Source organism: Petrotoga sp. HWHPT.55.6.3 (assembly GCF_002895495.1).
Taxonomy (GTDB): Bacteria; Thermotogota; Thermotogae; order Petrotogales; family Petrotogaceae; genus Petrotoga; species Petrotoga mobilis.
On record NZ_AZRJ01000054.1, the window covers coordinates 13468 to 37924 of the forward strand.

The 24457-nt window shown below is 33.5% G+C and carries 21 protein-coding genes and 1 pseudogene; 18 read left to right on the forward strand and 4 right to left on the reverse strand.

The window, feature by feature from the left end; all coding sequences use genetic code 11:
• Positions 1-7: 7 nt before the first annotated feature.
• Positions 8-1879 (reverse strand): ATP-binding cassette domain-containing protein, encoded by a 1872-nt coding sequence (locus X926_RS09605; protein ID WP_103065945.1) that lies wholly within the window; start codon positions 1877-1879, stop codon positions 8-10.
• Positions 1880-2606: 727 nt separating this feature from the next.
• On the opposite strand from X926_RS09605, the gene X926_RS09610 reads away from it, so the two are divergent.
• From X926_RS09610 to X926_RS09665, 12 genes and pseudogenes are all read left to right on the forward strand, one after another.
• Positions 2607-3575, forward strand: a complete 969-nt coding sequence (locus tag X926_RS09610) for an ABC transporter substrate-binding protein (RefSeq protein ID WP_103065946.1) — start codon at positions 2607-2609, stop codon at positions 3573-3575.
• Positions 3576-3846: 271 nt separating this feature from the next.
• Complete coding sequence (locus X926_RS09615) at positions 3847-5382, forward strand: sugar ABC transporter ATP-binding protein (protein ID WP_103065947.1); 1536 nt, start codon at positions 3847-3849, stop codon at positions 5380-5382.
• The gene (locus X926_RS09620; protein WP_199171211.1) at positions 5375-6370 is read left to right on the forward strand and encodes an ABC transporter permease; all 996 of its coding nucleotides are present in this window, start codon (positions 5375-5377) and stop codon (positions 6368-6370) included. Before X926_RS09615 ends, X926_RS09620 begins: the two co-directional genes overlap by 8 nt.
• Positions 6371-6627: 257 nt before the next feature.
• Positions 6628-7566 carry a ribokinase gene (locus X926_RS09625; RefSeq protein WP_103065948.1) on the forward strand — a complete coding sequence of 313 codons (939 nt, stop codon included), beginning with the start codon at positions 6628-6630 and terminating at the stop codon, positions 7564-7566.
• A 26-nt stretch (positions 7567-7592) separates the two neighbouring features.
• On the forward strand, positions 7593-9107 hold the full coding sequence (gene xylB / locus X926_RS09630; protein ID WP_103065949.1) for a xylulokinase: 1515 nt from the start codon (positions 7593-7595) through the stop codon (positions 9105-9107).
• Positions 9108-9409: 302 nt separating this feature from the next.
• Positions 9410-10375: an aldo/keto reductase gene (locus X926_RS09635; protein WP_103065950.1), complete on the forward strand. Its 966-nt coding sequence runs from the start codon at positions 9410-9412 to the stop codon at positions 10373-10375.
• 129 nt (positions 10376-10504) lie between these two features.
• Positions 10505-11176, forward strand: coding sequence for a deoxyribose-phosphate aldolase (gene deoC / locus X926_RS09640; protein ID WP_103065951.1), 672 nt, complete (start codon positions 10505-10507; stop codon positions 11174-11176).
• A gap of 146 nt (positions 11177-11322) precedes the next feature.
• Positions 11323-12000: a transaldolase family protein gene (locus X926_RS09645; protein WP_103065952.1), complete on the forward strand. Its 678-nt coding sequence runs from the start codon at positions 11323-11325 to the stop codon at positions 11998-12000.
• Positions 12001-12457: 457 nt separating this feature from the next.
• Positions 12458-12958 (forward strand): D-ribose pyranase, encoded by a 501-nt coding sequence (rbsD, locus tag X926_RS09650; protein ID WP_103065953.1) that lies wholly within the window; start codon positions 12458-12460, stop codon positions 12956-12958.
• Positions 12959-13274: 316 nt separating this feature from the next.
• Positions 13275-13913: a bifunctional 2-keto-4-hydroxyglutarate aldolase/2-keto-3-deoxy-6-phosphogluconate aldolase gene (locus tag X926_RS09655; protein ID WP_103065954.1), complete on the forward strand. Its 639-nt coding sequence runs from the start codon at positions 13275-13277 to the stop codon at positions 13911-13913.
• Positions 13914-13953: 40 nt separating this feature from the next.
• Positions 13954-14979, forward strand: a complete 1026-nt coding sequence (locus tag X926_RS09660) for a sugar kinase (protein WP_103065955.1) — start codon at positions 13954-13956, stop codon at positions 14977-14979.
• A 150-nt stretch (positions 14980-15129) separates the two neighbouring features.
• Positions 15130-15612: pseudogene (locus X926_RS09665) on the forward strand (group II intron maturase-specific domain-containing protein); the annotation flags it as partial.
• 116 nt (positions 15613-15728) lie between these two features.
• Here the strand turns inward: X926_RS09665 and X926_RS09670 are convergent.
• Entirely contained in the window at positions 15729-16322 is a 594-nt protein-coding gene (locus tag X926_RS09670) for an N-acetyltransferase (protein WP_103065956.1), read from the reverse strand.
• Between the two features lie 252 nt (positions 16323-16574).
• Here X926_RS09670 and X926_RS09675 point away from each other — a divergent pair, with 252 nt between their 5' ends.
• Genes X926_RS09675 through X926_RS09695 form a run of 5 tightly spaced genes read left to right on the forward strand, consistent with a single transcriptional unit; the run spans position 16575 to position 21203 of the window.
• Positions 16575-17324 carry a GntR family transcriptional regulator gene (locus tag X926_RS09675; protein WP_103065957.1) on the forward strand — a complete coding sequence of 250 codons (750 nt, stop codon included), beginning with the start codon at positions 16575-16577 and terminating at the stop codon, positions 17322-17324.
• A gap of 29 nt (positions 17325-17353) precedes the next feature.
• Positions 17354-18142 (forward strand): nucleoside phosphorylase, encoded by a 789-nt coding sequence (locus X926_RS09680; protein WP_103065958.1) that lies wholly within the window; start codon positions 17354-17356, stop codon positions 18140-18142.
• 16 nt (positions 18143-18158) lie between these two features.
• Complete coding sequence (locus X926_RS09685; protein ID WP_199171212.1) at positions 18159-19448, forward strand: sugar ABC transporter substrate-binding protein; 1290 nt, start codon at positions 18159-18161, stop codon at positions 19446-19448.
• Positions 19449-19501: 53 nt separating this feature from the next.
• Positions 19502-20386 (forward strand): carbohydrate ABC transporter permease, encoded by an 885-nt coding sequence (locus tag X926_RS09690; RefSeq protein ID WP_103065959.1) that lies wholly within the window; start codon positions 19502-19504, stop codon positions 20384-20386.
• Entirely contained in the window at positions 20379-21203 is an 825-nt protein-coding gene (locus X926_RS09695) for a carbohydrate ABC transporter permease (RefSeq protein ID WP_199171213.1), read from the forward strand. Before X926_RS09690 ends, X926_RS09695 begins: the two co-directional genes overlap by 8 nt.
• 133 nt (positions 21204-21336) lie before the next feature.
• Here the strand turns inward: X926_RS09695 and X926_RS09700 are convergent, their stop codons facing one another.
• Both X926_RS09700 and X926_RS09705 read right to left on the reverse strand, forming a co-directional pair.
• Positions 21337-21720 carry a RidA family protein gene (locus X926_RS09700; protein ID WP_103065961.1) on the reverse strand — a complete coding sequence of 128 codons (384 nt, stop codon included), beginning with the start codon at positions 21718-21720 and terminating at the stop codon, positions 21337-21339.
• Between the two features lie 62 nt (positions 21721-21782).
• Entirely contained in the window at positions 21783-23168 is a 1386-nt protein-coding gene (locus tag X926_RS09705) for a tryptophanase (protein ID WP_103065962.1), read from the reverse strand.
• Between the two features lie 368 nt (positions 23169-23536).
• On the opposite strand from X926_RS09705, the gene X926_RS09710 reads away from it, so the two are divergent.
• Positions 23537-24448 (forward strand): RluA family pseudouridine synthase, encoded by a 912-nt coding sequence (locus tag X926_RS09710; protein WP_012208159.1) that lies wholly within the window; start codon positions 23537-23539, stop codon positions 24446-24448.
• Positions 24449-24457 lie beyond the last annotated feature (9 nt).

Here is a 24457-nt window from a genome sequence, read left to right on the forward strand (position 1 = left end):
AACATCTTCAAATTTTCTCCATTTCTTCGACAGAAATACTCTTACTAATCTGTTTTACTGGGATTTCAATTCGAACTTTAGCACCGTTAGAGTTTTCGACTTCTATTTCCCCATTTAGTTGTTTGGTAATTATAGAATATACGATCGATAAACCAAGCCCCTGGGTTTTTTGAATATCGAAATTTTGTGGAAATCCTACTCCATTATCTGAAACCACTAGTTTTATTGATTCATTCTCAAATTTTGAAATAATAGTAATCTCACCATTTTCTTTACCAACAAAAGCATACTTTAGACTGTTAGTAACTAACTCGTTCACCACCAAAGCTATAGCAGAGGCCTTGCTATATGAAACGAAAATATCCTGCAATTCAAAGTTAAATTTTATCTCTTCTCTTGTACTGCTCATGAATTTGACTATCTTTATTATCATCTCTTTGAGATTGATAATACTTCTACCCAATTTATCTTTCGACAACAATTCATGCACAGCGGCGATGCTTTTTATCTTCGACATTAAATCATCGAGCATCTCTGCTACATCTTTCCTGGGATCTTTTTTGATCGACATTTTATACAAAGACATTAAACTAATTATAGACTGTAGATTATTCTTGATTCGATGATGACTCTCTTGTAACAATACAGAACTTCCAACTAACCTTGTATCATGAATTGCTAGGGCAGCTTGATGAGCTATAGTTTCTAAATACTTTATCTCTTCTTCAGAATAGATATATACTTCTTTGTAATATATGTGGATTATACCACTCAACCTTGATCTTATGTACAAAGGAACACATATAAAACTACATATATCTTTGTTGATTTTAAAGAATTTTTCGAAGCCTCTATCCCTTTTTGAAAAATAATAAACTTTTTCATCCCCGATTAAATTTAAGATTTCTGATTCATTCGGTTCAACTTCGACGTTTTTATTTCGTTTGTAAAAAGCTTTGTCTATTATTGCGTTTGTGTCCTCATCCATCAGAGATATTCCACACGCGTCTGCTTTCATAGCCTTTGCAGCATTTTTTGCAAGTAGATTCATAAGATCATCTAGCTCATATTCTGATGTTAAGTATTCTGCAGCTTCGAAAACCGATTCAATTAGTTGACTTTCTTCAGGATTTACATTATTGTCATCAGAGTTAATTCCCATAATCTTATTTATCAATTTCTTAGGATTATTTTTTATCTCTTGGGAGTCCAAAATTTCCGCAATCTCACCTTCATTCAATATTGTGATCTTATCAGCGATTCTCAAGGCATCTTCCCATTGTTTAGTAATGTAGATTACACTTTTACCTTCTTTTTTGTGTGTTCTTATCATATTGTGGAGATTCATCAAAGAACTTAAAGAAATATTCTCAGCTGGTTCGTATAAAATTACAACATCTGGATTAACAGAAAAAGCTCTCACAAAAGCCAAATTTTTCTTTTCTTCTAATGTGAGATCTCCTACTTTCATATCTGGTGATAAGTTTAAATTATACTTTTTTAAAATTTCCTCCACTACTTTCTGGGTGTTTCTTTTAAAGTAAAAAATCGATTGTTTCTTCTTATAAGAAGTATCTAAAAACAAATTCTCTGAAACAGAGAGGTTCTCTAATAATTTAGGTTTTTGATTAATAATTTCAATCTTATTTTTCTTGAGATCACACCGATTGAAAGAGATAAGTTGCCCCATATGAAACAACTTCCCCTCTGCAGGTGACTTACCAATCAAGCCATTGATAATGGCATTCTTACCCGATCCTTCTTGACCAACAATAGTTATAACTTCGCCCTTTTGTACTTCTAAGGAGAAATTTTTTAAAAGTTCTGCGTCTTGATCTTTTACACGAAAATTCTGAATTTCAAAAATTTTCTCTGGCATTTATTATCACCACAAAATAGATTAGCTTTTTTTATTATACCAAATTCATAGTTATTAGAAAAACTAAGGATTCCCTTATTATTTGGCTTTATTTCCTTCTAATTAATTCTATTTTCTTGTAATCGCCTTTAATCAGAGTTGACATAAAAATGAAAATATGATTAAATGATTTAGAAAGTCATTCTCAAGGGTGGGATGACAGTATTTAATAAAAAATTTAATGATATGAGGTCATGAATGCCTTAGTATATTGAAATATATACTAAGGCTTTTTTGTTTATTTTCACATTAACAAGTATTCAATCTTTTTTTTCATTAAGCCTTTATAATAATTTATCTGTTAATATGTACGAATTATTATCCTTTAGAAATTCAAGAATTGTTGAAAGACACGAATGCAAAAACTTTAAAATAAATATTTTTCAAAATTAAAATTTTGGTTTTAAAAAAATGAGAATGTGTAGCTTGTTTTTTCCTTTATCCCGAAGGCAACTGGCTGAAGAGGATCAAAAATATATTAAAATTAAACTTATAGTGACGAAGATATCTAGAAATTTTTGAGTTTCATAGTTTTTATTTAAAGTACTTCACCGTTTCTAAATGCAGTATATGCGAAATGAACAAGGAGGTGAAGATTTAGATGTAAAGTAAAAAAGTATTGTTAATTGATGAGTACAAGAACAACCTTGAAAGGAAAAAACAACTTTTTATAAGGAGGCGTTTTGTAATGAAAAAAAGTGTAAAGTTCGTAGTGATGATTTTTCTATTATTAGGAGGAGTTCTAAGTTTTTCTGCTTACGAAATTGCTTTTATAGTTAAAGCTACAGATTCAGACTTTTGGCAATATACCATAGTCGGAGCAAGAAATGCCGAGCATGATCTTCAGGGCTTGATAAATATTACAACGTATGGCCCACCTTCTGAAGCAGATATTGATCAACAGATCGCGATACTGGAAAATGTTGTCAATACAAAACCTGATGCTATAGTCATTTCTTCTACTAGTTCGGATGCACCTTCACTTATTCTTGATAACGCTTATGAACAGGGTATTAAGATAATTCTAATAGATAACTTTGTGTATGATACAAGATATAATTCCTTTCTTGCAACAAATAATGAAGTTGGAGGTGCACTTGCAGCCGATAAGCTCGTTCAGTTTCTTAAAGAAAAAGGGAAACCTCTAAAAGGAAAAGTCGGATTGGTTAGCGCTATGGCTGGTGTTCAAGTTTTGGTGGATAGAGATATTGGATTTAAAGAGAGACTTTCAGAAATAGCTCCTGAGCTTGAAATCCTCCCTACTATTTATGTTGATAACGATATTGCTAAAGCAGCAAACGCTACAGAAGATCTTCTTGTTGCCTATGATGATCTTGTAGCAATATTTGCTGATAATAACCATACTGGTGACGGAGTTGCAAGAGTTATCGAGCTTCAAGGGCTCGAAGAAGAAGTAGTCGCTGTAGCTTACGATTCTGATCCTCAAGAGATCGAAGCTCTTAGGAGTGGGGCACTTGATGCTTTAATTGTGCAGGATCCTCATGGGATGGGTTACAAAGGTGTTATGTTTGCTTTTATGGCAATTCATGATGAACCTTTGCCTGAATACTTCGATACAGGGGTCTATGTAGTCACACAGGAAAATTTAGATGACTCTATGTGGATTCTTGATCCTTATTCCAGACAAAGATATTAATTTGTATAACTTTAAATAACAGATTGGGGCAGGGAAAACTGCCCCTTTTTATAGAAATAGATTTATACATGAAAAAGAAACTTTATAATAGCATTAATTAACTTTTAGTATTTTATCTTAGTAACAGTGGTTAAAGATAAAAATTTCGATGCTTCAAAAGAATTAGAGATTTCCTTAAGAATATCCCTAAAGATTTCTGATGTATTACAGAGAAAAATAATTGGGGGTCAAAAGGTCGGTAGAAAAAATAAAACATGGAGGAGCATGTAGAATGAGTGTAGAAAAGGCTATATTGGAACTTGAAAAGATTAATAAAACCTTTCCTGGCGTAAAAGCTCTTGATAACGTCAGTATATCAGTAAATAAAGGGGAGGTGAGAGGTCTAGTTGGAGAAAATGGAGCAGGTAAATCAACTTTGATAAAAATTATAACAGGCAAATACACAAAAGATTCTGGCATTATAAAATTTAAAGGAAATATTATTGAAAAGAACTCTCCACTGATATCTAAAAAACTTGGAATTTACGCTGTTTACCAGGATGTTACTGTTGCCCCGGACTTATCTGTCGCTGAAAACTTTTTTCTTGGAGATCCCCCTAAAACAGGTCCTTTTATTAGCTGGAGGAAGATGCATGAAAAACTGGAAGATTTTCTAAAAAAAGAAATAGGTACGGACATAAAAATTGAAGAAATTATTAAGAATTTTAGTTTGGGCGAAAGAGAAATGATAAGCATAATCAAAGCCTTATGGTCTAAACCCAAACTAGTTATATTTGATGAACCTACCGCAGCTTTAACATCAAACGAAACAAAAATCCTTTTCCATATAATTGAACGTCTCAGAAAAAATAATACAGCTGTAATTTATATTTCACATAATCTTGAAGAAGTATTTGAGTTATGTGACACTGTCACAGTTTTGAAAGACGGCAAAGTTGTTGGAACATATACAACAGGGGAAGTAGGGGATGTGGAATCTCTTATTCCTCTAATGGTTGGAAGATCCATAAAAGAAATGTATCCTCCCAGAGAAAATCCTATTGGAAAAGAAATTTTGAAAGTTGAAAATATTTCAGGTAAAGGGTTTAAAAACATTAATTTTTCACTTAGATCGGGAGAATTAGTAGGATTATATGGATTAATAGGAGCTGGAAGAACAGAAATTGCTAAAGCAATTTATGGCCTTAATACTATAAACGTAGGAAAAATAACTTTCAAGGGATCAAAGGTTTTGTTTAAAAATTCAAAAGCAGCACTTACAAGTGGAATCATTTATCTTCCAGAAGATAGAAGAAAGGAAGGATTATTTCTTCAACAAGATGTAAATTTCAATATAAACATAAGCAACTATGATAAGGTGATGAGAGGACCTTTGATTAGTTATAAGCTGGCTTACCGTCAAGCAACAAATTATATTAACCAGTTTTCTATTAAAATAGGATCTCTATTTCAACCTGTCGGGGAACTTAGCGGGGGAAATCAACAAAAAGTTATAATGGCAAGAGGATTTTGCAAAAACGCTGATATTTATATTTTTGATGAACCTACAGTAGGAATTGACGTGGGAACAAAAGTCGAAATTTATAAATTTATTAATAATCTTCTTAACCAAGGTAAAGGAATAATATTTATTTCCTCTTATCTTCCTGAATTGATAGGAATATCAGATAGAATTTATGTTGTTTCTCAAGGAGAAATTGCTGGTGAAGTTGATAAAAAAGATTTTTCTGAGGAATATCTATTAAAGCTCTCAATGAAAAATGTATTGTCAAGAGGAAAAAAGGAGGAAGCGATCTCGAATGTTTAAAAATGATAAAATGAAAAAAACTTTTGCTGAAAGAAATCTTTTACTCATCGTAATTCTTATATGGGTATTTCTAGCTCTGGTAACAAAAGGGAATTTTTCTTCATGGGGAAATATCACAAATCTTGTTAGACAATCTTCAATAAACGGTGTAGTAGCCATAGGAATGACTTTGGTTATCATTACTGGCGGAATAGATTTATCTGTAGGCTCTTTTGTTGGGCTAAGTGGCATGCTATATGCAATCTTCACTTCAACTAGTATGGATTTTCAATTTTCTTCTGGTGTCAGTATTTTAATAGCTCTTAGTTTATGTGCTTTAGGCGGTCTTATAAATGGCATACTGGTTTATGATGGAAAGGTTCCTCCTTTTATTGCAACCCTCGGTATGATGACCCTTCTTAGAGGTGTCGTAATGTATATTTCATCTGGTAGAATGATAACTGGGATTCCTTTAGAATTTAAACAATTCGCAGTAAAAGAGTTTTTAGGAATGCCTGTTCTCGCATGGACATGGATCATTCTAGTAGCTCTAATGATGTTTATCTTAAAATATACTGTGTGGGGGCGCAATTTGTATGCTATTGGGAGCAATGAAGAAGCATCTCAAGTCGCAGGTATTAACGTCCGACTTCACCTTTATTCTTTCTATAGTATGGCTGCTCTTTTTAGTGGCATTGCTGGTTTGATGTTAGCTTCCAGAATGGCTGCGGGAGTACCTACTGCTGGTCAAGGATACGAATTGGATGCAATAGCTTCAGTAGTAATAGGAGGAGCTAGTCTAAGCGGCGGTGTTGGTTCTATTCTTGGGACTGCCTTAGGTGCAATTTTAATACAGACAATTAGAAATGGAGGGAACTTATTAGGAATCGATCCTTTTATTATGCAAATAATTATCGGTGCAATTATTATTCTTGCGGTTCTTTTTGACCAACTAGCTAAAAAGGGAGGCTCAAGAAATTTATTTAAGAAAATATTTCAGAGGAATTAAAGTTTTTTGCAAAAATATATATTTTAACGTTTCTAAAAATTTTTTGTCTAAATCATAGAGACAAGCTACATATAAAATTACTGATCTTAATCTAATAAGTTAAATGAAAGTTAGAATTTTTTTGAATATAAACACTATGTGAGTTTCATTTTTTTTAAAAGAAAATATAACTAATAGGTTTTTATTTAAGCTTTATTTTTAATTATTTGAAGATAAAGATCAATTTAATATCACTTTTATAAAATTGGAGGTAAAAGATGAATAAAGTCACAGTGTTTGGAAGTTATGTTATGGATCTCACTGTTTTTTCACCACATATACCAGTTGTTGGAGAAACAGTATTTTCTGGACCGTTTAGGATGGGACCCGGAGGAAAGGGATTTAACCAGGCAGTTGCTTGCAAAAAAGCAGGGGCAGAAGTTGAATTCATGACAAAAATAGGACAGGACTTTTTTGCCCCGTTTGTCAAAAATTCATTTGATAGATTCAACATTTCAAAGGAGTATTTGCTAGAATCTCCAACCGCTGCTACGGGCGTAGCTTTAATTATAGTTGAAGAGCAGACAGGTAAAAATGCTATCGCTGTCGCTACTGGAGCCTGTGAAGAACTTTCTCCTAAAGATGTGCAAAAAAGTAGAGAAATTTTTATGGGTTCAGACGTATTCTTAGCACAATTCGAAGCCAATCTTAAAGCGACTTATGAAGCTATAAAGTTGGCTAAAGAATTGGGAGCAAAAGTATTATTAAACCCTGCCCCAGTAAGAGAATTCGACCATACAATTTTGAAATACGTAGATATAATAATTTTAAATGAAATCGAAGCTAGTTTAATGACGAACATTCCGCTTGAGGAAACTAGTTTTAACAGAGATATAAGTAATATAGGTACTGAATTAAACAAATTAGTAAAAACAGTCATTATAACACTAGGAGAAAGAGGAGTTTATTGCCCTTCAATAAAAAATGAAATAATTCCAGCATATAATGTAAAAACAATTGACACTACTGGTGCGGGAGATGCTTTTGCTGGAATATTTGCATCTTATCTTTCAAGAGGAAATACATTAGAAGAATCGATTTACTATGCTATGGCAGGTGCGGCTTTATCTACAATGAAATTCGGTACATCTCCCTCAATGCCCAGCAAAGAAGAAATAGAATTATTTTTAAATAATCGAAGAAATAGAATTTTTTAAAACGATCTTAAGGAAGGTGTTAAAAAATGAGTTTTATTATCGCACATGATTTGGGGACAACTGGCAATAAAGCTACTCTTTATAAAACAGATGGAAAACTTATTGCCAGCTCTTTTTTCGGTTATAAGACATATTATCCTGGCCCAAATATGGTTGAACAAGACCCCGAAGAATGGTGGCAATCAGTAAAAAATGCCACGTGTGAGCTGGTAACTAAAGCAAAAATTGATTCAAATGATATAAAGGCAATTAGTTTCAGTGGTCAAATGATGGGTGTGGTTCCAGTTGGATGTGACGGAAATGCTTTAAGAAGGGCTATCATTTGGGCGGATCAAAGGAGTGTGAAACAGGCTGAAAAACTGGAAGCAATAGGTAACAATACTGTGTATGAAATAACCGGTACCAGAATCACACCGACGTATTCAGGTCCTAAGATCGCTTGGATAAAAGATAATGAACCTAAGATATATAAACAAACTCGCTTCTTTTTAAGTGCCAAAGATTTTATAGTGTATAAACTTACTGGTGAATTTGGAACTGATTATTCGGATGCGTCAATGACTTTGCTTTTTGACTTAAAGAATCTACGATGGTCTGAAAAACTTGTTGAAGCTCTTGAATTAGAAATTGGCAAATTGCCCCCAGTTAGTGCATCTACAACTGTAGTGTCTACTATACTTTTGAATGTGTCTAAGGAGCTAGGACTTCCCCCAAAAACCTTAGTTGTAAGAGGAGGGGGAGATGGTGCCTGTGCGTCTCTAGGTGCTGGAGTTATTCAACCAGGAGAGGCATACATTTATCTTGGGTCATCAAGTTGGGTCAGTACATCTTCGACTACGCCTTTCTATGATGAAAAATTAAGAACATTTAACTTCGCTCATGTTATAGAAGGCCTTTATTGCCCTACTGGTACTATGCAGGCTGGAGGAGCTTCATATCAATGGGCAAAAGATCACCTTTGTAAAGAAGAGCAATTAGCAAGTAAATTACTTGGGGTGGATGTTTACTCTTTAATGGATGACATTGTAGATCAGACAAAGGCAGGTGCACAACATCTTATTTTTCTTCCTTATTTATTAGGAGAAAGAAGTCCCAGATGGAATGCAAATGCTCGCGGTTCATTCATTGGTTTATCAATAACTCATAGTAAGTCGGATATGCTCAGAGCCGTTCTAGAAGGAGTAGCTTTTAACTTAAAAATAATTTTTGATATACTGGAATCAGATAAGAAATTTAGTAAAATTCGTTTAATAGGAGGTGGTGCCAAAGGGAGAAACTGGAAGCAAATTATCTCGGATATTTTTGGTAGAAAACTCATGATTCCTTCGCATTTAGAAGAAGCCACATCCATAGGAGCTGCATTAATTGGAGCCATTGGTATTGAAGAATTAACTCTCAATGAAGCAGCTCTGATTATTCAGGATGTTGAAACCATAATTCCTGATCAAAAAAAGCACGAATATTATGAAAGGTTATTCCGGGTTTTTGATAACGCATACTATGCTCTTGTAGAAACATACGAAAAACTTGCAAATTTGTAAATGGTGGAACTCCAGGAATTTTTATAATTTCTTTTGAACTAAGTAAAACGTTAATAATAAAGTAAGAGTCTTTTGTTCATCTCTCCTAAAATATTGAAAAAGTAATGATTAACAAAAAAAGTTAAAGAAGGTAGGTAAAGAACTAAAATATTGAATAATTATCCACAATGCTCTTTGAAAATTGAAATAATTCTTAAAAAAATCGAAAAGTTATTAGAATTGAACAATTTTTTAGGAAAATTACCCATGAAAGTAGTACGGTTAATGAATAACCGTTCATTGGAGAGAGGAGGTTATAAAAATTGATTTATAGAAAATTGGGTTCATCTGACTTGGAAGTTTCCATGCTAGGATTTGGCTGTTGGCCTGTTGGCGGCGAATGGACAGAGGCAAAAGATAGTGATTCAATAAAAACAATAAAAGAAGCTATCAAATTAGGTATAAATTTTTTTGATGTAGCTCCAGTATATGGTTTTGGGCATGCAGAAGAAGTATTAGGGAAGGCTATTAAGGGAAAAAGAAAAGATATTTATATAGCTAGTAAATGTGGACTACGTTGGGATAGTTCAAAAAAAATTACTCGTAACCTTTCAAGAAATAGTATTTTAGAGGAAATAGATAATTCATTAAGAAGACTTGAAACTGATTACCTGGATCTTTATCAAATTCATTGGCCCGATCCTAATACTCCACTCGAAGAAACCCTAGATACTTTGAATGAATTAAAAAAAGAAGGGAAGATTAGAAATATTGGTGTAAGTAACTTTTCTGCCTTCTTAATAGAAAGAGCTCAAGAGCTTAGTCAGGCAGAGATAGTAAGTAATCAGGTTTTATATAATTTGATAGACCGTAATTCTGATCATTATCATGATTTACCTCTAGTTTATAGAACTGAAAATGAAATTTTACCTTTTTCAAAAGATAATAGAATTGGTATAATTCCATATAGTCCGCTTGCCCAAGGACTTTTAACGGATGGTTTTGATATAGGAAAAATATCTAAATTTGATGTCCGTACTGCAAATCCAGAACTAAAGGGAGAAAAACTCAAGAAAAATCTAGAAATAGTAGGTAAACTAAAAAATATCGCGAAAGATATTAATCGTCCCCTTGCACAGATAGCAATAAATTGGTTGGCATCTCATGCAGAGATATCAACGATTATTGCTGGAGCAACAAATGTTGAACAACTAAGAGAAAATGTAGCCAGTTTTGATTGGGAAATGGAAGTTAAATTGATTGAAAGAATTAACTCAATATTTAAATAATTATTAATTTTGTGAAGTTCGCTCTTATTAGCTTATATGGTTAAATTAAAAAAGAAAAAAAGAACTAAAATTTTTGATAATTACCCAAAATATACTTTGAAAACCAAAAAATATGAGGAGGAATAAAAAATGAAATTGACCAAAAAAGAAGTAGCCAAAACCATTGATCATACCCTTTTAAAACCAAATGCAACTTTAGGAGATATAGAAAGGTTATGTAAGGAAGCAAAAGAGTTTGGGTTTGTAAGTGTTGCAATCGCACCATATTTTGTTAAGTATGCCAATGAGTTATTAGGAGACAGCGAAGTTAAAGTGGGCGTTGCTGTGGGATTTCCATTTGGATATAATACAACTGCTACCAAAGTTTTTGAAACGAAAGAGTCCATAGTTAATGGTGCAAAAGAAGTTGATATGGTAGTTAATATTAGCGCAGTTAAAGATAGAAAATGGGAAATAGTAAAAGAAGACATTGAATCTGTTGCAAAAGAATGTAAAAACATTGTTGTATTAAAAGTAATTTTTGAAACTTGTTATTTAGAAAAAGAAGAAATAAAGAAATTGGCTGAAGTTTGTCTGCAAATTCCTGGTGTTGATTATATCAAAACATCTACAGGGTTTGGTCCCAGCGGAGCAACTGTTGAAGATGTTAAGTTAATGAAAGAAACAGTTGGAAATAAAATCAAAGTGAAAGCTGCTGGTGGTATACGCACTTTACAAGACTATATAAATATGATTAATGCTGGAGCAGAAAGAATAGGAACAAGCTCTGGTATATCAATATTAAAAGAGTTATCTGAATAAAATGAAATGGTAGTTTCTTTTTATAAAGCTAATAGATGATATGCGAAGAGGTAAAAATCAAAAATTATTAAAAATTAGCGTAACTGACAATACCCATACTTTCAGAAAAACACAAAATAGGCTTGAAAAAAAAGGAGGAAATAGTAATGGAACTTTATATAGATAGTGCAGAAATTGAAAAAATTAAACATTTGACAGAATGGCTGCCTATTGATGGAATAACCGTTAATCCTTCAATTATTTCAAAAAATAAAACACCCTTATTTGAATTATTGAAACAACTATTGCCATTAAGTAAAAAATTTTTACATGTGCAAGTTCTTTCAAATAAAAAAGAAGACATCATGTTGGAAGCACAAACACTGCACAATATTTCTGAAAAAATAGTCGTTAAAATTCCTGCAACTAAAGAAGGTCTATCAGCTATTAAAGAGATTGATACAGAAAAAATTACTATTACTGCTACTGCCGTTTTTTCTGTTACTCAAGCATTGATTTCAGCAAAAGCTGGAGCAAAATACATAGCTCCATACGTTAGTCGTATCAACAGAATCGAACAATCTGGAACACTTTTAGTTAAAGAAATCAAAGAAACCGTTTGTAACATATATAAGTATCCCGTAAAGATAATAGCCGCAAGCGTTAAAAGTTCTTATGAAGTTAAAGAACTTCTAAATATAGGAGTCGATGCTGTTACCCTTAGTCCAGAAATAATGTATGAATCTTGTACTCATTTTTTGACGGATCAAGCTGTTGCTATGTTCACAGCAGATTGGGAAAAGACTTTTAAAGAGCTTAAATTAGATTCAGAATTAAAGCTCTAAGTTTAATAAGCTCCTTTGAGATAAAAAAATTTTTTAAAATAAAATATATTTTGCGTTCTCTTCCAAAAAGCGTAGCTAGAAAAATGAAATATTATCAGATGATTAAAAAAGCTGGTATCTTTTAAAAGTAAAATAGAGGTATGAACTCTGAACCTGGAGGATTGCTAAAAGAGCTTTTGGTTATAAAACATTAAATAATTTAAAAAATTACAACTTTTATTGTGATCAGCTAATTTAATTTAAATCCAACTTAATTACCCCTTATTTTCGAACGATAGTCATTAGCTGGTATCTATCCCTTAACAAAAGAAGCTTTTTCAAAAGAACAAATAAAAATACTTCCTATTAAGTTCTTAATGTATGGTCCTATGCAAAGAAATCAAATTTTATATTGAGAAATTACTGTTTTTTCTCGAGTATTGGAAATTAGAAATTGATTAAGAAAGGAGTAATTTTTATGATAAGAAAAGGTATTTTAAATATTGAAATAAACAGGATCTTATCCAGTCTTGGCCACGGTCAACTGTTATTGGTTTGTGATGCGGGGTTTCCCATCCCAATAAATGCAGACTATGTTGATTTATCCCTCACTAAAGGAATTCCTAGTTTAAATACAGTTTTAAAAGCAATTAACGATGTATTTATTACTGAAAAACTTATTTTCGCTGAAGAAGTTCTAAAAAATAATTTGCCATTATATAACGATTTAAAAAATATTTTCCCTGAAGTAGAATTTGAAACAATTCCTCATGAACGAATCCTTTCTGTTTATTCAAATGCTGTAAAATCAATAATTAGAACTGGTGATTATAACCCATGGGGAAACATAATTTTACAGTCGGGTACCGATCCTTACGCTTGGTTTGAAAATAAAGAATTAACCATGACAGATTTTTATAAAAAGAGAATCGAAAAAATCGAAAAAGCAGGAAAAAGAGATATGTTCTATAAGGGTTGAATAACTTAACGGTATATAGAAGATATCCGATCAAATGGAATTTTCTTATGCAACAAGTATTTTCTTTTTTCATTGTTGCCCTAGCTAAACTTAATTTAATTACATCTTAATTATTTACTATTTTCATGTAAGAATAGTATGTTGTTATTAACATAAGAAACCCATTTTTATATTATGAAATATAAAATTGAAAAAGTATTATATTGTAAAGTAATAAATAAAAAGAACAAGAACTAAAATTTTTTCTGAATTCAGGTAATTTTGCAATAAAGAAAGTAACCATCTAATTTTTAATAATACGAATGAGGAGGATTTCATGGATAAATTAAAAGTGATGGAACGAATTATAAATGTTGGAATAATTGCTGTAATAAGGGCTGATTCTGCTGAACAAGCATTGAAAATCGCCGATGCTGTTAAAAAAGGTGGCATCGAGGCCATTGAGATTACAATGACTGTTCCTGGAGCAGATGATGTTATCAAAGAGCTGAAAAAGGTGCATTCAAAAGGAGAAATTCTTGTAGGTGCTGGAACTGTTCTTGATCCTGAAACAACGAGAATTGCTATGTTAGCTGGAGCCGAATTTTTTGTAAGTCCATATCTCAACAAAGAGATGGTAAAAATGTGCAATAGATATCAAAAAGTTTCTATGGCTGGAGCAATGTCAATAAAAGAAGTTGTAGAAGCTATGGAAGTAGGGACGGATTTTGTTAAATTGTTCCCGGGTAGTGCTTTTGGCCCTTCAATAGTCAAAGCGATTAAAGGACCTCTTCCTCAAGCACCGATAGTTCCTACAGGCGGTGTGAGTCTCGAAAATGTAGGAGATTGGATAAAGGCAGGATGTGTTGCAGTTGGCGTTGGAGGAGAATTGACCAAAGGCGCAAAGTCGGGAGACTATGAGCTTGTTCAGGAAACAGCTAAAAAATTTGTTGAAGCCATAGCAATTGCTAGATAATTTTTAAGAACACAAAATATATTTGAAAGGAGATATTGTAATGGCTAACAAAATTGTTACTTTTGGTGAAATTATGATGAGACTTTCTCCTCCAAATTATTTTAGATTTGTTCAAACAGATTCTTTTGATGTAACTTACGGTGGAGGTGAAGCCAACGTTGCCGCTTCTCTTGCCAATTACGGAGAAAATGCTTATTTTGTGACAAAAGTTCCAGACAATCCGATAGGACAATCGGCGATAAATCACCTTCGCCGATATGGGGTAAAAACTGATTATATAGTTCAAGGTGGAGAAAGGTTAGGTATTTATTTTCATGAATTTGGAGCATCTCAAAGACCTTCTATGGTTATTTATGATAGAAAACATTCATCTTTTGCAGAATCTCAACTCACAGATTACAAATGGGATAATATTTTAGAACAAGCAAAGTGGTTTCATTTTACAGGGATAACACCTGCATTGAGCGAAAACGCAGCACAGGCCTGTCTTGATGCAGTGAAAACAGCTAAAAATAAAGGAACTATTGTTAGTTGTGATTTAAATTATAGAAAAAAACTGTGGTCACCTCAAAAAGCTAACGAAGTGATGTCAGGCCTTATGAAATATGTGGATATAGTTATAGCGAACGAGGAAGATGCGGAAAAGGTATTCAATATAAAAGCTAAAGATTCAGATGTAGCCAAAGGCAATCTAAAGTTAGACGATTATAAAGATGTGGCCAAACAAATTTTTGACAGGTTTGATTTGAAAGGGGTCGCTATAACGTTAAGAGAAAGCTTTTCTGCTTTTGATAATGGTTGGTCAGGTCTATATTATGATGGCAGCAAATTTTATTGCTCCAAAAAATATCAAATTCATATAGTTGATAGAGTAGGGGGAGGAGATTCCTTTGCCGGAGGGTTAATATATGCTTTAATAAACAATTACGCTCCTCAAGAGGCAATAGAATTTGCTACAGCCGCATCCTGTTTGAAACATTCTATAGTCGGAGATTTTAACCACGTCACAGTAGAAGAAGTTAAAACTCTCACAAAAGGAGATTCCACAGGTAGGGTTCAAAGATAGATAAGAATGCCATTAAATAAAATATAATCGAAAGGGCTTCAAAGCCCTTTTGATTTTGTGCTCCCAGCATGTGAAATAGCTAAGCGGTGAAAGTCCGCTGTGGGCCAGGTAGCAGGAACCACTAGTCGAAGGCAAGGGTGTCCATCGGTCAGGCCTTGGGACCTCAAATACTTAGGGTTCTCCTTCTACGTGAAAGAAAAGAAATATGAAATTAGAGTGCCTGAAAAATCCATCAAAGAATTCAAAAAGAAGCTAAAAGGGGAAACGAAAAGAAGCAGTGGAAGGAGCATGACATACAAACTGTCAAGGTTAAAACAAATAATAACAGGATGGATAAACTACTATGGAATAGCAAATATGAAATCGGCAGCCGAAAGTCTTGATGGATGGCTCAGAAGGAGAATTAGGATGTGTATCTGGAAGGAATGGAAGAAAATCAAAACAAAACATGAAAACTTAGTCAAATTAGGACTAAACACCTACAAAGCATGGGAATATGCAAACACAAGAAAAGGCTATTGGAGAATCTCCAACAGCCCGATACTTTCAAGAACACTAACTAATAAACGCCTTAAGGAAATGGGGTTACCTTCTATCCTTGAAACGTATAACCTAAAACATCAATTCTGTTGAACCACCGTATACCGGATGGAACAGGCTTCCGTCTCTTAAGGACACGTACGGTGCACGTACGGTGGTGTGGGAGGACGGTAGATAAATTAATTATCTACCTTCTACAACGTTTTCAATCATAATACTTTTTCCATACGAAAAAAGCTTAATTTTCGTTGCCGACTTAATTCTAATGTTGATTCACTTATTATTTTATATCCTAACTTTTTATAAAACTTGATAGCTATAGTATTTTCTTTTTCTACATCTAATACAACTTTGAGGCTTTTTAACTTTCTGGCTTCTTCTTCAGCTTTAGATATCAACTTCTTTCCTATTCCCGAACTTCTATAAGCTTCATATACGGCGATATTACTTATGTAGAATTCTCTTTTTCTAACTTTTCCTACCGCTTGGTTGAGTTTCAATAATAATGGAATGATTTTTACAAAGATGATCCCAAGATTTTTCAGCATTAAATATCCAGTTCTTAGATTCTCTTTATTTTTACTTTTCCAGTCGTAACTTATTATCATTCCTGAAATATTCTCCTCAATTTTAGAAAAGAAAACATGTTCAAAAGAAAATAAGTTTCCTTCTGTTGTGAACAAATTATTCAACATTGCTTTTGTTTTTTGACCAAAAAGCAAGTAAAAGAAAGGAGCAGAAATCAAAAAAAGTTCGACAAAATCTTTGCTTTCCTTCGTAGTTGCTTTCTCTATGCTGATCATTTTATGACCCCCCTTTAATGTATTTTACCAGATCATAGTACGATGTTTAGAAAGAGTATTTTTAAGAATTTTCAGCGTAATCGGCTATAAAAGCTCTTAATTACTCTTAATCATCTCAAATCACGAATAATTAAGTTTGCAAAATATAAAAATTAAAGTTATAATTAGAATAAAGATATGAAGTATGATATGTTATTTAATTTTAATCTAAAAGTTATTTTATTTTCATGTTTTAATCTGAGGAGGTGCTAAATGATTTCAAAAGCTGGTAGATCCTTATATAAAGAAATATTAAAAGAATTGAGAACAAAAATTACTCAACTCCCTGAAGGGTATAAATTACCCTCTCAACAGGAATTGTGTGAAAATTTAGGGGTTAGTAGAACTTTAATCAGAGAAGTACTAGTAAGCCTTGAGCGAGAAGGTTTGATCATTAGAAAACAAGGACTTGGTACATTTGTAGTGAAGAAAGAAGGTATTGTACAAACGGGTTTAGATTATTTAAGGGGAGTTTCAAACATAATTTCGACCTCAGGAAAAGTACCTGACCTTATTTTAAACGAGTTTGAGGAAGTAGATGCATCTCCTTCACTCTCAAAAAAATTGGAAATCACTCCTAAAGACCCATTAATCAAAATTAAAAGAGTTTATACGGCTGACGGTATCCCCGTTATATACGCAGAAACGTATATGGTTATCAACAGAATTCCCGGAGGAAAAGACGCAATAATTTCCGTTTTAAAAGATGAAAATAGTAAAAACGAGGAGATTTTTACCTATCTAGATAAATATTTTATGAGACCCATTAAACATGCTATCTCAGAAATAGAAGCTATTGATGCCGACAAGAAACTTGCCAACTTATTGAAAATTCCCGAGAAAAAAGCAGTCACTCTTTTATTAGAAGTTCACTACGATGAAAATAATATTCCCTTACTTCACTCATTGGATTACATAAATACCTCTATTTTCAAATTGAGTGTATTCAGAAGAAAAATATAACGTATTTAAAACTACAAGGAGGAGATTCTGTGTTTAAACAAGATTTTAGGGTTCCAACAGGATTAGAAAATCAAATTCAATACCATATTCAATGTGGGCCGGGTGACGTTGCTCCTGTAGTGATTGTTCCCGGTGATCAAGGCAGAGTAGAAAGTATTATCAGTAAACTACACGATCCCAAAAAAGTTTCAGAAAACAGAGGACTTATTACTTATACCGGTTATCATGAAGATTACCCTGTATCAGTCACTTCAACAGGAATGGGTGGGCCTTCTGCAAGCATTGTCTACGAAGAGCTTATAAATATTGGGGCAAAGATACTGATTAGGATTGGAAGTGTTGCTGGATTACAAGAAGAAATTGAAGAAGGAGATGTCATAATTCCTCATGCTTGCGTGAGAGATGATGGAGCTAGTCAATATTATGTACCACAGAATTTCCCTGCGGTAGCTTCACCAGAAGTATATTTAAGACTTATTTCTGCAGCAAAGAGTCTAAATCTTGATTTCAAAACAGGGATAAATTGGAGTCATTCTTGTTTTTACAATAGGGATCCTGAATATTTTCAAAGATGGAGCAGATACAGAGTTGTTTCAATGGATATGGAGGCTTCTTCTCTTTTCGTTGTCTCATCGTTAAGAGGTGTAAAAGCAGGATTTATTGGCATATGTTATGCAAATAGGTTCAAACAATCTAATAGAGACAAGGTAGATCTGAGCGTTCCAGATACACATAGAAGTATAATAAAGTCTTCAACAAACAAGGCTATTGATATTACTTTAAGGGCAATTAAAGACCTGTACCAAAATGAACTTTAATTAGGAGGTGTTCAAAGTGCGGAAAGGTAGAGTATTAGTTATTCTTTTTGTTTCTTTATTAGTTTTTGCAAATATGTTTTCAGAAGTGAATTTAGTGAGTGAAGTAGGTATACACACTGAAGCGTGGAAAACAGTTATGGATGATTTTCAAAAAGAAACAGGGATAAAGGCAACTATTCAGCAATTCCCTTATGCAAATTATTTTGATCAGCTGATGTTAACCTTTACCTCTGGAAGAGTCGATTTTGATGTACCTTATGTTTCAATGCTTTGGTATCCTGCTTTAGCAACTGCTGGATATATATACCCCATAAACAAGATAGAAGGATACGAAGAGTTAAATTTAGAAGATATTTCCGGTATAGAAAACGCCTGGCAAAATGGAAATCTGTATTTCATTCCGTATATGAATGAGTTGGGAGGTGTAGTTTACAGGACTGATTTGTTCAACGATCCTAAGGAGAAAGCGGCTTTTAAAGAAAAATACGGGTATGAACTAACTCCACCACAAACGTTGGAACAATATAAAGATATAGCAGAATTTTTCTATAGACCTCCAGAATTATACGGTGTAACTCTCATGGGTCAAAGAAGTATATTCCTTGCCACTCATTTCCTGCAAAGATTATGGGCAAGAGGAGGAAGTCTTTTAAATGATGAAATGAAACCTGTTTTTAATTCCAAAGAAGGTATTGAAGCTTTGGAAGAAGTGGGAGAAATGTTTAAATACGCAAATCCTGCTGCAAAAACCTATGTATTTCAGGATGCTTTGACAGAATTCACACAAGGAAGAAGCGCTATGGCTGAACTATGGACAACAGCCATGCTTTACACAGAAGATCCAAAAACTTCAAAAGTTGTTGGTAAATCATCCTTTGTTGGATTCCCAAGACCGGAAGAATTGAAAGATGAAAAATTACCAATGTTGTATATTTCATGGGGTTTTACTATCTCCTCTGCAAGTAAGAATAAAGAAGAAGCCTTAGAATGGATAAAGTTTGTGACTGAAACGCAAAACGAAGTAAATGCTGCTCCTTACGGTAACATCCCAGCGCGTTTTTCGTCTATAAACGATCCAGAGTTGAGAGAAAAATTTCCATGGTTGGAGGGCTTTTCAAAAGCAATGGAAAACTCTATCCCAACTCCTATGGTCCCGCTCATTCCGGAAGGAAATTCCATAGTAAATAATTATATAGCTCCTGCGGTATCTGAATATCTAAGCGGGTCAAAAACGGCCGAAGAAGCTTTGAATGAAGCTGCAGATGGTGTTTTCCAACTATTGAAAGATCATGGTTATTATTATTGAATCCAATAAAGCCCCGTTTTAACGGGGCTTTACTCCAAAGGAGGTTTTGTTGATTGCAGCCTAAGAACAAATTAAATAATGTTGGATATGTTTTACCCACACTTATTTTCATAATATCAATTTTTTTGATTCCTATTGTATATACTGTAGTCATTTCTTTCTTTAATTGGAATCTGTTAAGACCTGATTTAGGAATAAGTTTTGTAGGATTACAAAATTATACAAGAGCTTTTAGAGACTCTTTTACCTGGGAAACAATGGGAAGAACTTTCTACTTTGTTATAGTTTCAGTTCTTTTGGAACTAATATTTGGTTTTATAATAGCTCTTTCGCTAAATACAGAATTTAAAGGTTGGAAAGTTGTTCAATCGATAATTTTAATTCCTTTCATGATTGCTCCAGTTGTAGTCGGATTCGTGTGGAAATTTATTTTAAATCCTGATTACGGTCCTTTACCACAACTTTTAATGAACATAGGATTTGGTTCAATAGCAGAAAATCCATTGTTAGCAAATCCAAACTCTGCCATGTTCATGGTCATATTAGCGGATGTTTGGGAATATACCCCTTTTGTTACTTTAGTTTTATTGGCTGGTTTAAAAGCTTTGCCACAAGAACCATATGAAGCCGCATATGTGGATGGAGCTTCAGCTATTCAAAGATTTTTTTATATAACTCTACCTTTACTACGACCCTCAATCATGGTTGCTATTGTAATTAGGACGTTAACGTCTTTAAGAGTATTTGACACCATTTTTATCATGACGGGTGGTGGACCAGGTTCTGCTACAGAAACACTTTCTTTTTATGGTTATAGAACTGCATTTCAATCATACCAAATGGGATATTCGTCAGCGATTAATCTGATCTCATTTTTCTTAGCGATTGTTTTTACTTTAATCTATATGAAAATATTAGGGTGGGATAATAATGAGTAAAAGTAAAATTATAAAAGTATTGTCATTGACAATAGTAGTTATAGCGTTAATTTGGACGCTTTACCCACTTATGTGGATTCTTTTTTCATCCTTTAAAACACCTATTGATCAGTTCACTATTCCACCAAAGTGGATCCCAGAAAATTTTACTTTAAGGAATTATAAGATTTTTTTTAGTAACACAGAATTCGTAAGAGCCTTCTTCAATAGCATTATAGTAACCGCCTCTTCCACTATTTTAGCGTTAATTCTTGGTATACCGGCAGCTTATGGTTTGGCTCGTTTTAAATGGAAACATACAAGTCTATTGTCATTTATTATACTGTTAGCACGTATGACTCCTCCAATTGTTATGGTGTTACCTTTTTTCTTAATTTCTCGCATTCTAAATCTATCAGGAACATACATCCCTATTATCATTGCTAGTTCTTTTTTCAGCGTACCTTTTGCGGTGTGGATGATGCAAGGCTTTTTTTCTGAAATTCCTGAATCACTAGAAGAAGCTGCTATGATAGATGGTTGTACAAGATTTGAATCGTTGAGAAAAATAGTTCTTCCTTTAGTATTACCAGGGATTTCGGCAACTTCGATATTATGTGCACTCGTATCATGGAATGAATTTTTATTCGCCTTAATTTTAACTGGTCAGGAGACCCGAACACTGCCGGTACTTGTTAATATGTTTGTAAGTGAAAAGAATGTTGATTGGGGGGTAATGAGCGCTGCTTCGTTGATCACTGTTATACCCATGATAATCTTCGGCCTACTCGTTCAAAACAATTTGGTCAGAGGGTTAACTGCAGGAAGTGGAAAATAGGAGTTTTATCCCCCTCAGATCCCCTTTCTTATGTTCAGTTCACTAAAAACTCATCTTTTAACCGTCAAAGTAAGGAATTTGCCTACCGGATAGGGGAGATTTTTAAAGATACTTTTGGTTGCTGCAATATTTGCTATTCAGCGGAGGCAATTGCCTCAATCTCAATTTTGACATCTTTGGGCAGTCGAGCGACTTCCACAGCACTACGGGCGGGATAAGGTTCAGTAAAGAATTCCTGATAGACTTCGTTTATTGCTGCCATTTCATTCATGTCCTGGATAAAAAGGGTGCATTTAACTATTTTATCCATACTTAAACCCGTTTCTTCCAGGATTTTTTTAATGTTTGTTAAAGACTGCCTGGTTTGGTCCTTAATATCATCACTTACTAGTTTCCCTTCAGCTGTGAAAGGAATTTGACCACTTGTTATAATCAGATTTCCGATTTTAATAGCCTGAGAATAGGGGCCAATTGCAGAAGGAGCATTTTTTGTCTTGATCGCTATTTTTTTACTCATTTTTTATCAACCTCCTGATGTTGTAAAATTGCTCTCTTTAGAATCTCTTCAATCATGCCACTTTATTCTACTGGTTTTAACCTGCCAGTGAAATGTCTTAAAATTTCTGGTTCATATGTGAATTCTAAGCCCTTGAGCGAATTAGATATATCTTTTACAGCTAATAATCCTTCAGCAACGTAATCAAGGTGAGTGTAAGTATAGACTCTTCTTGGGATAGCCAATCTTAAAAATTCAAAAGGAGATTCAAGTTGTTCACCGGTCTGAGGATCACGCCCCATCATTAATGATCCAACTTCTACTCCACGAACTCCAGACTCTAAATAAAGTACGTTTGCCAATGCTTGAGCTGGAAACTGGTAATAAGGTATATGAGGAAGCATTTTTTTAGCATCCACAAAAACAGCATGTCCTCCAGTTGGATATTGAATTGGTACTCCACCCTCTCTTAACCTATCTCCCAAGTATTTTACTTGTCTTATTCTATAATCCAAATAATCAAATTGAATTCCTTCTTTTAAACCTCTTGCCATCACTTCCATATCTCGACCGGCTAAACCACCATATGTAGGAAATCCTTCTAAAGGGACAAGAGCTGCTTTTACTTGATTAAACAGGGCTTCATCTTCTTTAATCCCAATTAATCCACCTATATTTACTATGGCGTCTTTTTTTGCACTCATGGTGAACCCATCGGCATAACTGAACATCTCTTTCACTATTTCTTCTATGGATTTTTCAAAATATTCTTTTTCTCTTTGCTTTATAAAATAAGCATTTTCAGCGTAACGAGCTGCATCTAGAAATACACGAATCCCATATTTATTGGCTATTTCACTAACTTGCCTTATATTTTGCATAGAAACAGGTTGTCCACCCGAACTGTTACAAGTTATAGTTATTATGATAAAAGCAATACTATTACTTCCTTTATCTAATATAAAGGATTCCAATTTTTCCAAGTCAAAATTTCCTTTAAAGGGATGATAGGTATCTGTATCAAGAGCCTCTTCTATAACTAAGTCGACAGGTTTACCTTTAGCTAATTCGACGTGTGCCTTAGTTGTATCAAAATGCATGTTACTCAAAACGTATTGACCAGGTTTTTTAATTAAAAGGGGGAATAAAACCTGTTCTGCTCCTCTTCCTTGATGAGTTGGAACAAAATAGTTATGTCCAAAGATTTCTCTACTTGTTTCCCATAAATGGTAGAAACTTTTACTTCCTGCGTAAGATTCATCTCCCAACATCAATCCTGACCATTGATTATCGCTCATTGCGCCAGTACCGCTGTCAGTCAACAAATCAATGTAGACTTCTTCTGATTTCAAGGCAAATAAATTATAACCACCCCTCTTTAAAGCTTCTTCCCTTTCTTTTCTTGAAATTTTTTTGATAGGTTCCACCATCTTAATTTTAAAAGGTTCTGGGTTTGCTTTTATCTCCATTTTTCTCCTCCTATTCAGTATTTGAAGCTCTTTTTATTAATTTTCTAAAAAACAACAGAATTTTTCACCCCTTTTTAGAAGTTGATTCATTGTGACACCATTTTTATTATGCCGACTCAATTCAACAAAGTCAAGTTATATTAAAATTTTTAAGGTAATACAAAAGATAAGAAAAAAGATTAAATTTTTCAAAAAAATCCCAAAACCAGAAAGAACATCTTATATTTTTTTAGGGATATAAAATATTCCAAGGTTTTTTCACAAGAAAAACAAAAAGGTGATATAATAAATAAACGAATGAATATTGCGTCAAAAAAGTTTTTCTTTTTTTCGGCAAGGAGGTTAATCTAAGGGAGGCTCATTTAAGGTTGGAAAAAGAAACAACAGTGAACGAAAAAAATTATTATTCTAGGTTAGACACGTTTATAAGAAAAAATTATCCCGAAATAAAATTGGGAGCTATTTATGGTTTGATAAGAAAAGGTTTTGTTAAAGTCAATGAAAAGAGGGTCAAAAAGAACAATTATATCTTAGAAATAGGAGACAACGTTAAAATTATTCTGGATGAAAATAAATTAGAAGAATTATCCAGACCTACTCAACCTTCTTTAAAGGCAAGACCAGTCTCTTTTGACATTATCTATGAAGATAAAGACCTTCTAGTGATAAACAAACCTGCCAAAGTGTCTGTACATCCGGGATCTAAAGAAGAAATGGCAACGATAATCGAAGGAGTGATGCATTACTCACGAGGTGAATTTGAGCCTCACTTGGTACATCGTTTAGATAAATTAACATCTGGGGTAATGGTTGTGGCAAAAAACAAGCAAACAGCTCGTGAGTTAACACAGTTAATCAAAAGTAGAGAAACAAGGAAATACTACTTAACCTTATTGGTAGGGAATTTAAATAAAAAAAGTGGAGAATTAGTTTCTACAGTTTATGGTAAAACAGCACAGTTAAAATTTAACCTTAAGAAAAAATTCGATTTATTTGGTGAGCTATATTCTTTGGTAGAGATTGAATTATACACAGGCAGAAAACATCAAATAAGAGTTCAATTCGCTGATTTAGGTTTTCCCATCGCTGGGGATGATAATCACGGGGATAAAAAGCAGAATAAGCTTTTAAGAAAAAATTATGGTTTAAAAAGAATTTTTCTTCATGCGAGTAAGATTTCTTTTGATTATAATAATAAGCATTACGATTTTTATGCACCGCTGAGTGAAGATCTTCAAACTGTATTGGACAAACTGGAGAAAAGCCCAAAGAGGAATTGAGGGATCTAA